Here is a 15,506-nt window from a genome sequence, read left to right as displayed (position 1 = left end):
GACGAATTCCTCCTCGCCGCCACCGCCCAAAACCTCCGCAAACTGGCCAAGGTCTTTCCCGCACCGCAGCAAACGCGCAAAGCCTGATAGGAAAGGCGCTTGGGCCGCATTTGGAACGGCTATTTCTGCGCTCGCAAACGTTAGTTTTTCCACAGAATCGGCGGAAAGTGTGAATTCGCCGCAGTTGCGCGATAAGATTGGGGCAACGGCGACAGCCGACATTAAAATGGTAACGGATTGAAGATTCTTTCTGCGGTGCGGAAGGCGGCTCCAAACCCATACGTCTCAAACGCTGCAATGCAGTAAGCGATGCGTACGGCCCATGGTATCGCGTATTTCGTCGATTTGAGATTCTGGCCTCCAACTCACTTGGAGGTGATTTGATGCTCGATGATTGACCCACATCAGTGCGTTGCCAACCGGGCAGTGGCACACTGCCAGCAAAGCGCGCGACGCTGTGCGACCCCGGTTTGTCGCCGACGTCAAAAACCCGCACCTCTGCCCCGCGCCGCGCCAGTTCAAAGGCAGAGGCCAGTCCGGCAAGACCGGCCCCCGCGATCGTGATCATTCGTCAGACTGATCAACCGGCATTTAAAGGTCGCCGCCGTTGCGAAATTTTGCAGCCATCGCCTCCATTCCATCTTTTTGCGCTTCGGCCCGAATGTCATGGCTGATCCGCATTGAGCAGAATTTCGGTCCGCACATCGAACAGAAATGCGCCACCTTATGTGCCTCTTTCGGCAGGGTTTGGTCGTGAAAGTCACGCGCGGTTTCCGGGTCCAGCGAGAGGTTAAACTGATCCTCCCAACGAAACTCGAACCGGGCACGGGACAAAGCATCATCGCGCCGTTGTGCGCCGGGCAACCCTTTGGCCAAATCGGCAGCGTGGGCCGCGATTTTGTAGGTGATCACGCCAATTTTCACATCGTCTCGGTCTGGCAGGCCAAGATGCTCTTTCGGGGTCACGTAACAGAGCATGGCGCAGCCAAACCAACCGATCATCGCAGCCCCAATGCCAGAGGTGATGTGATCATACCCTGGCGCGATATCGGTCGTCAGTGGTCCAAGCGTGTAGAACGGCGCCTCGTGGCAACACTCTAGCTGCTTGTCCATGTTCTCTTTGATCTTGTGCATGGCGACATGGCCTGGTCCTTCGATCATCACCTGACAATCCTTGGCCCAGGCGATTTTCGTCAACTCGCCCAGTGTTTCCAGCTCGGCAAATTGGGCTTCGTCATTGGCGTCGGCGATCGACCCTGGTCGCAAGCCATCGCCAAGACTGAACGATACATCATAGGCGCGGCAGATATCGCAAATCTCATCGAAATGCTTGTACAGAAAGCTTTCTTTGTGGTGATGCAGGCACCACTTTGCCATGATCGATCCGCCGCGCGACACGATCCCTGTCACGCGGCTCACCGTCATTGGCACCATATGCAAACGTACGCCCGCATGAATGGTAAAGTAATCCACGCCCTGTTCGGCCTGTTCGATCAACGTGTCGCGAAAGACCTCCCATGTGAGGTCCTCGGCAACGCCGTTTACCTTTTCCAGCGCTTGGTAGATCGGCACGGTACCAATAGGCACAGGGCTGTTGCGGATGATCCATTCGCGGGTGTTGTGAATGTTGCGCCCAGTCGAAAGGTCCATGACCGTATCGGCCCCCCAGCGGATCGCCCAGACAAGTTTATCCACTTCTTCTTCCATCGAGGAAGTGACGGCAGACGTGCCCATATTGGCATTGATCTTCACCAAAAAATTGCGACCGATGATCATCGGTTCAATCTCTGGATGGTTGATGTTGGCGGGGATGATCGCCCGGCCTGCGGCGATTTCATCCCGTACAAATTCGGGCGTTACATGGTCTGGAATGTTTGCGCCAAAGTCATTACCGTCGCGGGTCACAGATACCGTTTCACGCAACTGGTTTTCGCGAATGGCCACAAATTCCATTTCTGGCGTGATAATACCTGCGCGGGCATAGGCCAATTGTGTGACCGCCTTGCCCTCTTTTGCACGCAAGGGTTTCTGTTTCACAGGAAATTCTGGGGTCAGGCGATCCCCCTGCACAAAACCATTATCAGCGTCCTGCGTGTCGCGCCCCTGATAGGGTTCAACATCGCCGCGACTGATGATCCAGTTTCGGCGCAAAACGGGCAAGCCCTGTCTGATGTCAGTCAGAATGTTGGAATCCGTATACGGACCAGAACTGTCGTAGACTGGCAAAGGAGGCTCACCTGCGGTCGGGTGAACCGAAATCTCGCGCAAGGGTACGCGAATTTCGGGGTGCAAACTGCCATTCACATAGATCTTGCGCGATGCTGGCAGTTCACCTGTGGTGATTTTAGGATTCGGGATATTCATGGCGTGCTCCTCAAGTTGATAACTCAAAAAGACACAGACGATTTTTGGCTTGGAAACGGGGGCTTGCCCCCTGTCTGGCCACGCACCCAAATCGGGAAAAACGACCATTGCTTCCTACGCCAGTATCAACTGGGTCAGGTTCAAAGGGTCGCGACACTACAGCAATGCTGCTAGTCGCCTCTCAGTCCCTCAGTTGGGACTCCCCTGCGTAAGACTTACGTATCTAATAGATCTCAGAAGAGCAAGGAGCACTCAGATACTGCATCGTAATTTCCGAAGCGAACGGCCAAAATACGCCTGCACTTGGACATAAGGCATCTGCAGCGAAAGACTGACGCGAATTCTGCGGGTTTCGACATAACCGAGCGACCGATCTGGAAAGATTCGCGGCTTCGCCGAAGGTCTGACGCCACGCTTGCAAAGGTTTTCTGTGGTTGCATCCGCCGCGACAGCATAAAGCCGCTTAGTCCCGCACACCGACGATCAAGCCGACAAAATGCTGCGCGATGCACGAATGGCCGGTCTGGTGAAGTTGCGCCGCAGCGCTTGGCAATGTCACGAAGGTCTGGAAAGGGCCGTGAATGACCACCAACTTTCGCCCATAATGCCTGGATGCTGCGAAGCAAAGAATGACTGCAACGAGCCCTTAGCGGAAGTGCTCCTGCGCTGACGCTCGCAAGTGCAGAAATGCGTTCGCCTAAAATCGTTAGCTGCGCCGCAGAACGAAAAGCGGCCGTTCATCCACAGCGCAGCAAGTTTATTGAAGCCGATGACCGAGTTGCGGACAAAGCCGAACTTCGGCAATTCGTCTCCAATGAGCGGTTCAGGTTCGAAGCGGACTTTTGCTAGAATAGCGGCGGTTTCTTGCAGGGTTAGGTCAACTCTTCAAGGAATTGCTCAAGTGCTTCCAGAGCGTGAGTCGCATATACGACGCTGGTGCCGCCGCCCATGAGAACGGCAACACCCAGTGTTTCTGCAATCTCTTCTTTGGTTGCCCCTGCCCTCAGCGCATCCGAAACATGATGGGCAATACAGCCATCGCATCGTGCGGCGATGCTGATTGCCAAAGTCATGAGCTCTTTGGTCTTGGTGTCCAGAACACCGTCGCCAACTGCTGTTTTGTGCAACTTCCAAAACTGCCCCATGAGATCCGGTTGAACCGATGCCAGTTTGCCCACATAGGTTTCAAATTTGCCCAGCATATCAGGGTAGGTAGCATTGTGAGATTGTGTGTTGCTCATGGTTTCGTTTCTCCGTGATTGGCAGAAGCATTTTGCATATCTGACGTCAGTGCTTTTTCGAGAGTTTGGCGATATGCCACCTCTTGCTCGTTTGACATGCCCTGAACACCGGACTTCACCAACGCTGAAAGGATCGGCGTAGCGATTTGCTCCCGCTTTGCGACGTCGATCTTCGGCAACATCATTGCGATGCAATTTGGCATCATGGTCTTCATCATCATTTCTGGCATCCCTTGTGACGAGCCGCCGCCCATCATCTTTCCCATCATGCCACTGCCTTCGCCGTCTTTGCCTGCCATCATTGTCATCATCATTTTGGGCATCATGTCCGACATGTTCATGCCTTCCATCATTTTAGGCATCATGTCGGTCATCATCTTCTGTTTTTCCTCAGGAGTAATGTCAGCAAAGAACTTTTCCATCATGCTGTCCATCATGGCTTCTTTGTCTTCTTTGGTCATCCGGCCCATCATGAGGCCCATCATCTGTTCCATAATATTCATGCGTCTTTCCTTTCGTCTGTCGAGTGAATGCTTGGCCGTGGATCGCGTGATCATACAGGGGTATGTGTTTCCTCACTTGGTTCGTTGAACTTGCCAATCTTCGGCCTGCTCGGCAGGGGGTGCCAGTCAAGCGTAACGGTCGCTGGCGAACGGTATTTCATCGTTGCATTGGTGATCGATTTGACCTGCATTCCTTGAAAAACCTTGCATTGGGTGTCCCTTAATGCATCGACTGCTGTGTATGTCGCTGAATCACAGCCCAATACCAAAACAGCCTCGAATTCTCGCGCGCGTTTCAAGAGCCGGGCGCGTTGCCGTCCGGTCCAAAGACACATCATCGGGACGGGAAGACGCATGGTGAAGGCATCGGTGCGAACTTTGTATGTCGCAAGCGCGTCTCGGATCGAGGCAATGTAATCCTCGAATGCCGGGGTTTTAACACCATGCTTCAGAGGTACCAGGAAGGCCTTCTTTTGTTGGATGGACACGCACATCGGCGGGCAGATCGGGCACGAAACGATCAGGACGGATTGAAAGCCCTTTAGATCGTCAATCGCGTCTCGCGGTTCTAGAAAAATGGGCATGACTTCGGCTCCGTCTGGGATGCAACGATGTCATGTCAGCCTACATGCCGACGAGTCAGTGTCATTGACGGGGATCAACGGATATGAGAGCCGCACGTTGGCTTTTTCACCAAATCGACGTCGAAATCACTCTGACAGCCACCGGTTTCAGAAAACAGCTGGCTGTTGTCTGCGTCTGCAGACGTCGGTCGCGAAATCTAATCAAAACCCGATGAATGACGGTTTGGCGACGAGTTCAGTCATTTGTCCGCTCCGCAGCATCGGTCAAAATGGGCTCAATGCGGTCGTACCGGGCCCTGTAGTCCAACGACCGCTCCAAATGTCCGAGCATCGGGCCGCACCGCTGAAAGCGTTGAATTTTCTGTGTTTCGGGAATGGCTGCTTCCGGAGCGCAGTCCAGGCTTGCCCCGCTGCACCGCCGCAAGTCCGCACTGAGCCCAAACTGTCTTGTGCTGCAACGGCGCTCAGTGGGTGCAATGTTTAGCAAAGCAGACGCTCTGATTTTATCAGTTAGCGAGTTTCTTTTGTACAGCAAATGGACTGAGCCCAAGCCAAGTTTGAATGGTCGAAGATATTTCTCGCGAGCCTGAAAACTCAAATTTCTCTCGTTCTGCGGAAACATCGGTGACCCCCATCCATATGGCAGTCATCGTCCGCAAGTCCGTTGACACGAAAAGGTCAATCTCAAAACCGGGATCGGCCCAGCAAAGGTCAACCTCGCCAGCCGGTTCGATTACAAGCCACCAGTCACGTTTCGTTGTCGGTAAGTCGTGATACACAAACTGGACCACTGTGCGTCTATCCGGTAGCGGCTTGGGGTTCAGGTTCCGCCTCATGTCCCACATCAGAAGCGATGGATCGAGGTTCTTGAGCGACAGTGACGATTCCACCCACTTCTGGCCCCACATACCCATAGCGATAACCACATCGCGTAAGTCGCGGCCCGCTTCAGTTAGGTGGTACTCGAAAATGCCACGTTCTGTCGGAACCGGTTTTCTTTCGACAATTCCGGATTCTTCTAAGGATTTTAGACGTTGGGATAGCAACGTCGGCGACATTTTGGGAACGCCGCGTCGGATGTCATTGAACCGTGTGGACCCCGCGATTAACTCGCGCATCAACACCATAGTCCAGCGGGTACAAAGGACCTCGGCTGCCATGGCGAGCGGGCAGAATTGCTTGTAACCGTGTTGCGACATATCATTAACTCCATTCCATCCGTTGGCAGTCTAACCGTCTTGGATCCGATGCATAGTCCAGAAACTGTACTGCCCGATTCAGTTCTGTGACTGGACGCGATTGGGACATTCTTGGGAACTTGTTGGTAGTTGGCGCGGCCGGTCCGGCCCGCCACAAAACAGGAGAACAAACATGAGTGTTTATCTAATCGCCGATATCAAGATTACGAATGACGGATGGGTCCCAGAATACGCCTCGAACGTTCACAAGCTGGTTGAAAAGCACGGAGGCCGATACTTGTCGCGGAGCGGCAATATCGAAACTATCGAGGGTGCTGCGAAAGACAGCACTCTGATCGCAATCCTTGAGTTCCCGACCCGGGAAGCACTCGATAGCTTCGCAGCTGACCCTGACTACGCGCCCTATGGCCAAGCTCGCAAGTCTGGAAGCGTCTCAAACTTCCATGTCATTGACGACACGGATATCGCCGGGGCGATCCCCTATCTGAAAGCAGGTTGAACAGAACCGAGTGGATCGGGGAACATACGGCCCGATCCACGACTAGCTTGCGTCTGCTTATGACCGACAGCAGTCAATTTCTCGGCTGCGGTCTATGGCAGCATGGTCCGCTCAGCGGTCATAGGAGCGGATCGAGCTGTCTGACGTTCAACCTAACCGAACTCGCGGAAAGGCTGTGAGCTTGAAGCCGTCCGTATTTGAGCGTTTTAGCCGCATATGTTTTGTCAGGGGTTTTTGACCAGACCCAAACCGCCATGGAACTGTATCAGAGCACTTGATCACGATTATTTCGTGCAGCGCTTGGATCTGCTACAACCAAAATATGCTGAAGTTTGACGAAGAAACGACCAGGCTGCTTGAGATCGCCTACCAAGGCGGCGACGTAAGTCGCCGTAGGCGGATGGCCTTCGATGCGCTCTATCTTTCTGAGGGGGATACAGTCGTTGATATTGGGTGTGGCAACGGCCTTATGACCGAAGAGATCGCGCGTGCAGTCGGTGCGGCCGGACGCGTAATCGGGGTCGATCCCAGTGAAGACATGCGCGCCCCGGCCTCGACGCGATGCGCTGCATTTCCAACGGTTCAGATCAAGGATGGCTTGGCCGATGCGCTGCCGATACAAGATGGGGGTGCTGAGAAGGCTGTTGCCGTCCAGGTGCTTGAATATCTCCCGGATATTCCGGCTGCAATTGGCGAAGTATTTCGTATTTTGCGCCCGGGCGGTCGGTTCGTTGCGGTCGATACCGGCTTCAAAACACTCGACTGGTTCTCCGAGGATAGCGTGCGAATGCACCGCATGCTGGCGGCGTGGGATCACCACTACACAGAAGCGCGCGTGGCGGCGCTTTGGCCCAGCCTGACGCGCGACGCGGGTTTTGCAGCAATCGAGGTCGCGCCATTCACATTCTGCGATGTGACTTTGCGTCCAGATGGTATCGCTTTCATGTTGATGCACCTGATGTCGCGGTATGCATCTCAGAACGGCCACATGAAAAAGGCGGAAGCCAAAGCCTGGTTTGATGAACAAGTGGAGCTCGCCCGCCAGGGACGTTTTTTCTTTTCGCTCACATATTACCGGATGAGTGCCATCAAGCCGTAGGTGACACTGGGCGGAAAAGCCGATATTGGCCCAAATTCATACGTTCAAGTCACCAGCGAAAACGCCCGTTTTAGGCCTGGAGTTCTTGCCAAAGGTTATTGCCCGTACTTTCATAACTCTGGCAAAACGGATGCGATGAGCCTAAGCTCTTGTGAAACGAGGGGCCCGGCAAATGCGTCAGTTGATTTCTAACGGAAATCCGATGGAGGAAATTGTCGGCTTCAGTCGCGCCGTTCGCGTCGGACCATACATCTCAGTGGGAGGAACCGCGCCGGTCGATGCATGTGGCAATACGGTAGGCGTTGGGGATGTCTTTGCCCAAACCACCCAATGCTTTGAGATCATCAAAGCGGCCCTCGAGCAGGCAGGTTCCGGTCTTCAGGATATTGTGCGAACCCGGGTCATCTTGACCGATATCGACAACTGGAAAGAAGCTATCGAAGCGAGAAAAAAGTACTGCATCGACTCCCGTCCGGTTGATACGATCATGGCCGTCACGCGGTTTGTGAACCCGGAATGGCTTGTCGAGATCGAAGTTGATGCGGTCGTCGCGGATGAAAATGAGTGACAATACGCATCGGTTTCTGTCTCCCGTGATTTCCACTGTTTTTACCACCATAGCCGATCACGCCCGTCACCTCAGACGCGTCCAGCGCCAGCCTCTCAAACTACCAAAAAGCCGCACCCTGGCGGCACCAACCAGATCCACTCTGTTCGGGGGATCCTAGGCTGACCGCAGGCACGGCTTTCAGGGCAAAGGCCGGGCTCACTGTATCCGGCCTGCCGCTGCTCCAGTTGCGATCTTTTTCTGTCCTAAAACAGCGGCTGAAAACAAGGGCAGTTCGGGGCCGGCAAGAAGACAGAGCATTGCCCTCTTTCATTTTTCCAAAAATACTCATGCCGGAGGTGTTCGGGTTAGCCCAAACCACCGTTGTGGCCGAAAGATTTTAGTCGTATGCCCGTTCACCGAAAATGGCACTGCCCACCCGCACATGGGTCGCGCCGAAGGCAATCGCGCGTTCAAAATCGTTGCTCATTCCCATCGACAAGCCTGCCAGCCCGTTGCGTTCAGCGATCTTGGCCAGAAGGGCGAAATGCAGGCTGGGTTCTTCATCCACCGGCGGGATGCACATCAGGCCTTTGACGGGCAGGTCCAGCCCGCGGCATTCGGCCACAAACGCATCGGCGTTTGCGGGCAGCACACCGGCCTTTTGCTCCTCCTCACCGGTGTTGACCTGAAGAAACAGATCGGGGCAATGCCCCTCTTCCTGCGCCAGGCGGGCAATGGTTCTGGCCAGTTTGGGGCGGTCTACCGAATGGATGGCCTGAAACAATTCAAACGCCTGTCGCGCCTTGTTGGTCTGCAGGGGGCCAATCAGATGCAGCTCGATCCCGTCAAACCGGGCGCGGAACGCGGGCCATTTCCCGGCGGCTTCCTGCACGCGGTTTTCGCCAAAGCAGCGGTGACCTTCGGCCAGTACCGCCTCGACCCGTTCGTCGGGCTGCACTTTCGAGACGGCAATCAGCGTGACGCTGCCCGCCAACCGGCCTGCGTCGGCTTCGGCTTTGCGGATGCGGGTGATGATGTCGTTCAGGCCCACGCCGGTTTCCTTTGCTTTTGGGTCAAGCTTGGTATTTTCTTGCCATGGGGTGCACCCGGGCACAATAGCCGACCGCGTTTCGCCTCCACAGCGTTGCCCAAAGACCGACAGTGCGCAGCAAATTCCGCAAACTCCTTGCCCCTGTGTCTGACCTTGGATACTAGGGAATAGAAACAGTGTCGGACGGTACCATGATCTATTTCCGTATGAAAACTGCTGGCGCGCTGCTGGCTTGTCTTGCGCTTCTGGCGGGGTGCGGCGCGTTCAAGAACAGCAAGATTAAACCGGACGAAGAACAGACCGCTGTGGGTCAGCAATACAAAGGTCGGCCGATCAATCAGCCCGGCAATTCGCTGTTTGACGCGTTCAGACAGAAAGATGCAGGCGTAAAGGTCAACCGCTTCCTCTGGACAGCCTCGCTTCAGGTTCTGGATTTTCTGCCTATCGAGGCGGCTGATCCGTTTACCGGCGTGATCTCGACAGGTTACGGGCGCCCACCAGGCGGTGGTCAGGCTTACCGGGCTACAATTCTGATCAGTGATCCGGCTCTTGATGCCCGCTCATTGAATGTGGCACTTCAGACCAGTCGGGGACCTGTCAGCGCAGAGACCCAACGCGCGGTCGAGGATGCAATCCTGACCCGCGCACGTCAGTTGCGTGTTCAGGCCGGTAAATTCTGAGGCTGTAAACCGTTCTTCAAATCAGGGTCGCATTTCTGCGGCGTTGGCTCAGGCCTGTACGCCGTTGCCATCCAGCAGTCCATTGACCCAGTTCATTTGCCTGGGCAGGCAGATCGTTCTCAAATCATAATGCTCACGCATCAGCTTGCGGGCCGCCTGACCCAGCCGTTTACGCGTCGCCCTGTCTTCCAGCAACGCGCAGACCCGCCCGACCAAGGCGTCGGTATCAAAGAAATCCACCAGCAGTCCGGTTTCATTGTCTGTGATCGCCTCACGCACCGGGGCGGTATCGCTGGCAACGATAGCGGCTTCGCAGCCCATCGCTTCCATCAGGCTCCAGCTCAGGACAAAGGGATAGGTCAGATAGACATGCACCCGGCTGACCTGCAGAAGACGCAGGAACTGGTCATAGGGGATACGCCCTAGGAAATGCACGCGGGTCCAGTCGGCGTCTGAAATCTGCCCGCGCACCTCGTCAATGAAAATCTGTTTCCAGGTTTGCCCGTCCGGCGGGCGCGCGCCGTAACTCACTTCGTCGCCGCCCACAATCAGCACCCGGGCCTTCGGACGTTCTTTCAGCAGGCGGGGCAGGGCGCGCATGAAGATGTGATAGCCACGATAAGGCTCAAGATTACGATTCACAAAGGTAATCACCTCGTCTTCCCGGGTTACGTCCACCTGGCCTTCGATGGTCAGACGCACATCAGGCGCAGGTGCTGCGTGAATCGTGTCGATCCCGTCATGGCTGATGGTGATCTTGTCCCGGAATTCAGCCGGAAACGTGTCGGCCTGAAATTTCGTTGGGCTGATGCCCGCATCAGCCACCGGAAAATGGATGTGGTTGTTGAGGTTCTTCATGCGAATGCGCAGCGCTTCGATTTCGATATTCGATTTCTCGAACTCGGGGTCGAAATTCAGATGCGGATAATCGGCATGGTGATACAGTTCGCAATACAATCCCATGCGCGCCTCGGGCCAGACATCGCGCAGAAACATCGATTCACCCCAACCGGGATGCGCCAGAATCAGGTCGGGGATAAATCCGGCCTCTTTCAACCGCATCGCCGCGTGATAACAGGCCTCGGCACGGGTGACCTTGGTATCCAGATCAATCAGCCAGGGGTGCACGTTCTGGCCTGACCTTTTGGGCAGCGCATAGGGCAGCACACGCACGTTTTTCCAGGTGACAGGTTTTTCCACCCGCAGCGTCAGGGCAACGCAGTCGTGACCTTTGTGCGCTAACAGGGGGGCCAGATGCTTGTACTGGCCGGGAAAATTCTGATGAATAAAGAGGATTTTCATTCTTTTCGCTGCCCGATGGTCTTTTTTGACCCTTATATGCGGCTATGAGACCGCTGCAAAGCACTGCATTTTTACGCCAAGCCACTGGACCCTGCGCGCGCCACCGCCTATCACCCTCGCCAACACCGTGAACAGCAAGAGAGTTTGCCGCACATGTCGCGCTATTCCGCCGCCGAGATCGAAGCAAAATGGCAAGACGCCTGGGATCAGGCCGAAATCTTCCGCGCCACCCGCAGCGAAGACAAGCCCAAGTATTATGTGCTGGAAATGTTCCCCTATCCGTCAGGGCGCATCCATATGGGTCATGTGCGCAATTACACCATGGGCGATGTGATCGCGCGCTACAAAATTTCGACCGGGCATAATGTGCTGCACCCGATGGGTTGGGACGCGTTCGGAATGCCCGCTGAAAACGCCGCCATGGCCATTGGCGGTCATCCAAAGGACTGGACCTACGGCAATATCGACGACATGCGCGCGCAGATGAAACCGCTGGGCCTGTCGATTGACTGGTCCCGCGAATTTGCCACCTGTGACCCGGAATATTATGGCCAGCAGCAGGCGCTGTTCCTCGATATGCTGACCGAGGGGCTGGTTTACCGCAAGAACGCCGTGGTCAACTGGGATCCGGTGGATATGACCGTGCTGGCCAATGAACAGGTTGAACAGGGCCGCGGCTGGCGCTCGGGTGCTTTGGTGGAACGGCGCGAGCTTACCCAATGGTTTTTCAAAATCTCCGACATGGCCGAGGAACTGCTTGAAGCCCTGGACGGGCTTGAAAACTGGCCTGCCAAGGTGCGGCTGATGCAGGAAAACTGGATCGGCAAATCGCGCGGCCTGCAATTTGCCTTTGGACTGATTGACGGCCCCGACGGCCATGACCGGATCGAGGTTTATACCACCCGTCCCGACACGTTGATGGGGGCGTCGTTTATCGGCATTTCCCCCGACCACCCGCTTGCCAAACAGCTGGAACGTGAAAACCCAGATCTGGCCGCATTTTCGGCCGAATGCCGCAAGGGCGGCACCACGGAAGAGGCGATTGAAACCGCCGAGAAGCTGGGCTTTGACACCGGTCTGCGCGTGCGTCACCCGTTTGATACCGCGTGGGAATTGCCGGTTTATGTCGCCAATTTCATCCTGATGGAGTACGGCACCGGCGCGATTTTCGGCTGCCCGGCCCATGACCAGCGCGACCTTGATTTCGCCCGCAAATATGGCCTCGATGTGATTGACACATTTGTCGCCCTGGAGGGCGGCACACCGGTCGAGGACGAGGCGTTTGTCCCTCAGAAATCCGAGAAAGTGCGCTGGCTTAAGGCCTTTGGCTGGGATGATGAGGCGACGGGCTCCGAGGCTATCGACGCCGCCATCGCGTTTTGTGAATCCAATGGTGTGGGGCAGGGGGTTACCAAGTTCCGCCTGCGCGACTGGGGCCTTTCACGTCAACGTTACTGGGGCTGCCCGATTCCGGTGGTGCATTGCGATGCCTGCGGCGTGGTTCCTGAAAAGAAAGAAAACCTGCCCATCCGCCTGCCCGATGACGTGACTTTCGACCAGCCCGGCAACCCGCTGGACCGTCACCCCACATGGCGCGATTGCACCTGCCCCACTTGCGGCAAACCCGCCCGGCGCGAGACCGATACGATGGACACCTTCGTCGATAGCAGCTGGTACTTCGCCCGTTTCACAGCACCCCGCGCCGACACGCCGACGGATATGGCCGAGGCCAACTACTGGATGAACGTTGACCAGTATATTGGTGGGATCGAGCATGCCATCCTCCACTTGCTCTACAGCCGGTTCTTTGCCCGCGCCATGCACCAGACCGGCCACCTGCCGGCCAAGGCGATCGAACCGTTCGACGCGCTTTTCACCCAAGGCATGGTCACGCATGAGATTTACCTCACCCGTGACGAAAACAACCGCCCGGTCTATCACCTGCCCGAGGACGTGACCGATGGCAGGCTGGCCGATGGCTCGCCGGTTGAAATCATCCCCTCGGCCAAGATGTCGAAATCCAAGAAAAATGTCGTCGATCCGGTCAACATCATCGGGGCCTACGGCGCCGACACCGCCCGCTGGTTCGTTCTGTCCGACAGCCCGCCCGAGCGGGATGTCGAATGGACTGCCTCGGGCGCCGAAGCAACTTTCAAACACCTTGCCCGGGTTTATCGCATTGTGTCCGAGATCATCGCCGACACCTCCGAGGCCGCCCAGCCCGAGGCGGACGAAGATCTCTTGCGCGAAATGCACAAGGCGATCCACGATGTCACCGTCGGGATCGAATCTTTTGGCTTCAACGCGTCAATCGCCCGGCTTTACGCTTTCACCAACACCCTGTCGAAATCCACAGCCGGGGCAGGGGCCAAACGTCAGGCTGCCACAGCCCTGGCACAACTGATGTCCCCGATGACCCCGCACCTCGCCGAAGAGCTCTGGCAGCTTCTGGGCGGTACCGGTCTGATTGCCAACGCGCCATGGCCCCAGGCAGACGAGGCAATGCTGGTCGACGATACCATCACCCTGCCCATTCAGATCAACGGCAAACGCCGCACTGAAATCAGCGTGCCCAAGGATATGCCAAAGTCCGAGGTTGAAAAAATCGCGCTGGGCACCGATGCTGTGGTCAAGGCGCTGGATGGGGCCCAGCCCAAAAAGATCATCGTTGTCCCCGGTCGGATCGTGAATGTCGTCATTTAACCGCCGCCTTTTTCTGTTCGGGTGTGTCGCTGGATTGTCAGCTTGCGGCTTTGCGCCGGCTTATGGGCCGTCTGGCAGGGCAAATGCCCTGCAGAACACCGTACGTGTCGATGGGCCCGCAGATCGCAATGACTACCTCCTGACCCGCGCGCTTGAGGACAGGTTGGGCCGGTCGTCCAGCCCGCGCTATGCGTTGTCCTATGCGATCGAAACCGAGACTGAATCGATTGCCATCGCCAAGAACAACGCCACCACCCGCTTTAACATTCTGGGCGAGGTTACATTTGCCCTGCGCGATCTTGAAACCGCTCAGGTGGTGAGTTCGGGCAAGGTCGACAGTTTTACCGGCTATTCTGCTTCGGGAACCACGGTCGCAACGCAAACAGCCGAACGCGACGCTCAACAGCGGCTGATGGCCATTCTGGCGGATCAGATCATGGCCCGCCTGATCGCCGCTGCCCCCGGACTGCCTGCATGAAACTGTCGGGCCGCGACGCTCCGGGATATTTTGCGCGCCCCGAGGCACATCGCACCGGCCTGCTGATCTATGGCCCCGATGGCATGCGTGTGGCCCTCAAACGGCAAGAGGTGATTGCCGCCCTCATTGGCCCTCAGGGCGAAGAGGAAATGCGCCTCGCCAGAATCCCCGCCTCTGACCTGCGCAAGGATCCGGCCCTGCTGACGGATGCGGTCAAGGCGCAGGGGTTTTTTCCGGGCCCGCGGGTGGCCTTTGTCGAAGACGCCACCGAAACACTGGCCAAAACGATCCTCGATGCGCTGGCAGACTGGGCCGAAGGTGACGCCCAGATCATCGTGACCGCCAGCCAACTCAAAGCCACGTCAAAACTGCGCAAGGCGTTTGAGAGCCACCCCAACGCCTATGCCGCCGCCATCTACGACGAGCCGCCTTCGCGTGCCGAAATCGAAGCGGCGCTGGCCAAGGCAGGCCTGCGCACCATCGGACCCGAGGCGATGACCGACCTGACGGCCCTCTCGCGTGATCTGGACCCCGGTGATTTCCGGCAGACGATTGAGAAACTGGCGCTTTACAAATTGTCCGACGACAGTCCCGTCACATCAGACGACATCGTGGCCTGTGCACCAACGTCAACCGAGGCCGATCTGGATGATGTTCTCAATATCGTGGCCGAGTCCCGGTCGGGCGAAATCGGCCCGGTGATGAAAAAGCTCAAGGCGCAGGGCGTGCAGCCCGTCGGTCTCTGCATCGGGGCCACCCGCCATTTCCGCACGCTTTATGCCGCGGCGTCCGATCCGGGCGGGGCAGCTCAGGGCATCGCCCGCATGCGCCCGCCTATCTTTGGCCCGCGCCGCGACCGGATGTTGCGGCAGGCGCAAAACTGGGGCGCGCCCCGGCTGGAACAGGCGCTGACCTTACTCACCGACACAGATCTGCAACTGCGCTCCGCCGGGCAACATGCGCCCGCCATGGCTTTGGTTGAACGCACACTGATCCGGCTGGCGATGATGGCGGGCCGGTAGCCACATTGCGGATAAGGCCGAGACAAGACCGAGCAGACGGCCCGGCGACGCGCGGCGGTCTGCGGCCTTGATTCCGGGCGGAATGGCCGGGTGCAAAACGGGCGATAGCCCATCGTTATGACCGGCAAACCACATGGGTTTCGTACGAAACGTACGTCCAATTTCTAAAACACCCTGAATGGCGTACGAAATTCACGTACGAAACGTACGTATCGTACGATTCGCCGTCCG

15 protein-coding genes, 1 pseudogene and 1 riboswitch are annotated in these 15,506 nt (G+C 56.7%); of the genes and pseudogenes, 7 read left to right on the top strand and 9 right to left on the bottom strand.

Annotation, left to right across the window (positions count from 1 at the left end):
- The 7 genes and pseudogenes from PEL8287_RS20185 to PEL8287_RS19140 form a co-directional block, all read right to left on the bottom strand.
- A partial coding sequence (locus tag PEL8287_RS20185; RefSeq protein WP_217807697.1) for a hypothetical protein occupies window positions 1-222 on the bottom strand: 222 nt, incomplete at its 3' end.
- A gap of 112 nt (window positions 223-334) precedes the next feature.
- Window positions 335-568, bottom strand: a pseudogene (locus PEL8287_RS19875) (FAD-dependent oxidoreductase); the annotation flags it as partial.
- Window positions 569-591: 23 nt separating this feature from the next.
- Window positions 592-2,364, bottom strand: coding sequence for a phosphomethylpyrimidine synthase ThiC (gene thiC, locus PEL8287_RS19160; RefSeq protein ID WP_085894054.1), 1,773 nt, complete (start codon window positions 2,362-2,364; stop codon window positions 592-594).
- Between the two features lie 94 nt (window positions 2,365-2,458).
- Window positions 2,459-2,580, bottom strand: a riboswitch (TPP riboswitch).
- 656 nt (window positions 2,581-3,236) lie between these two features.
- Window positions 3,237-3,605 carry a carboxymuconolactone decarboxylase family protein gene (locus PEL8287_RS19155; RefSeq protein ID WP_235862349.1) on the bottom strand — a complete coding sequence of 123 codons (369 nt, stop codon included), beginning with the start codon at window positions 3,603-3,605 and terminating at the stop codon, window positions 3,237-3,239.
- A complete protein-coding gene (locus PEL8287_RS19150; RefSeq protein WP_085894053.1) occupies window positions 3,602-4,108 on the bottom strand; it encodes a hypothetical protein in 507 nt (168 codons plus the stop codon). The genes PEL8287_RS19155 and PEL8287_RS19150 overlap by 4 nt, the downstream gene beginning before the upstream one ends.
- 50 nt (window positions 4,109-4,158) lie before the next feature.
- Complete coding sequence (locus tag PEL8287_RS19145) at window positions 4,159-4,692, bottom strand: hypothetical protein (protein WP_085894052.1); 534 nt, start codon at window positions 4,690-4,692, stop codon at window positions 4,159-4,161.
- Between the two features lie 506 nt (window positions 4,693-5,198).
- A complete protein-coding gene (locus tag PEL8287_RS19140) occupies window positions 5,199-5,891 on the bottom strand; it encodes a winged helix-turn-helix transcriptional regulator (RefSeq protein WP_085894051.1) in 693 nt (230 codons plus the stop codon).
- Between the two features lie 172 nt (window positions 5,892-6,063).
- Between PEL8287_RS19140 and PEL8287_RS19135 the strand changes: the two genes are divergently transcribed.
- The 3 genes from PEL8287_RS19135 (at window position 6,064) to PEL8287_RS19125 (ending at window position 8,057) form a co-directional block, all read left to right on the top strand.
- Window positions 6,064-6,390, top strand: a complete 327-nt coding sequence (locus tag PEL8287_RS19135; RefSeq protein WP_085894050.1) for a DUF1330 domain-containing protein — start codon at window positions 6,064-6,066, stop codon at window positions 6,388-6,390.
- Window positions 6,391-6,664: 274 nt separating this feature from the next.
- Window positions 6,665-7,489: a methyltransferase domain-containing protein gene (locus PEL8287_RS19130; RefSeq protein ID WP_139837873.1), complete on the top strand. Its 825-nt coding sequence runs from the start codon at window positions 6,665-6,667 to the stop codon at window positions 7,487-7,489.
- 172 nt (window positions 7,490-7,661) lie between these two features.
- On the top strand, window positions 7,662-8,057 hold the full coding sequence (locus PEL8287_RS19125; protein ID WP_235862348.1) for a RidA family protein: 396 nt from the start codon (window positions 7,662-7,664) through the stop codon (window positions 8,055-8,057).
- A 379-nt stretch (window positions 8,058-8,436) separates the two neighbouring features.
- Here PEL8287_RS19125 and PEL8287_RS19120 read toward each other — a convergent pair whose 3' ends face one another.
- Entirely contained in the window at window positions 8,437-9,090 is a 654-nt protein-coding gene (locus tag PEL8287_RS19120; protein WP_085894057.1) for a YggS family pyridoxal phosphate-dependent enzyme, read from the bottom strand.
- Window positions 9,091-9,281: 191 nt separating this feature from the next.
- Between PEL8287_RS19120 and PEL8287_RS19115 the strand changes: the two genes are divergently transcribed.
- Entirely contained in the window at window positions 9,282-9,770 is a 489-nt protein-coding gene (locus PEL8287_RS19115; RefSeq protein WP_235862347.1) for a DUF3576 domain-containing protein, read from the top strand.
- Between the two features lie 48 nt (window positions 9,771-9,818).
- On the opposite strand, the gene PEL8287_RS19110 is transcribed toward PEL8287_RS19115, so the two are convergent.
- A complete protein-coding gene (locus PEL8287_RS19110) occupies window positions 9,819-11,072 on the bottom strand; it encodes a glycosyltransferase (protein WP_085894046.1) in 1,254 nt (417 codons plus the stop codon).
- Between the two features lie 153 nt (window positions 11,073-11,225).
- Between PEL8287_RS19110 and leuS the strand changes: the two genes are divergently transcribed.
- Genes leuS through holA form a run of 3 tightly spaced genes read left to right on the top strand, consistent with a single transcriptional unit; the run spans window position 11,226 to window position 15,275 of the window.
- On the top strand, window positions 11,226-13,775 hold the full coding sequence (gene leuS / locus PEL8287_RS19105; protein ID WP_085894045.1) for a leucine--tRNA ligase: 2,550 nt from the start codon (window positions 11,226-11,228) through the stop codon (window positions 13,773-13,775).
- Window positions 13,762-14,253, top strand: coding sequence for an LPS assembly lipoprotein LptE (lptE, locus tag PEL8287_RS19100; protein ID WP_085894044.1), 492 nt, complete (start codon window positions 13,762-13,764; stop codon window positions 14,251-14,253). Before leuS ends, lptE begins: the two co-directional genes overlap by 14 nt.
- On the top strand, window positions 14,250-15,275 hold the full coding sequence (holA, locus tag PEL8287_RS19095) for a DNA polymerase III subunit delta (protein WP_085894043.1): 1,026 nt from the start codon (window positions 14,250-14,252) through the stop codon (window positions 15,273-15,275). Before lptE ends, holA begins: the two co-directional genes overlap by 4 nt.
- Window positions 15,276-15,506: the final 231 nt, after the last annotated feature.

The organism is Roseovarius litorisediminis (assembly GCF_900172295.1).
Taxonomy (GTDB): domain Bacteria; phylum Pseudomonadota; class Alphaproteobacteria; order Rhodobacterales; family Rhodobacteraceae; genus Roseovarius; species Roseovarius litorisediminis.
The sequence above is the reverse complement of the archived record's forward strand: the minus strand, read 5'-3'. Positions and strand labels throughout refer to the sequence as shown.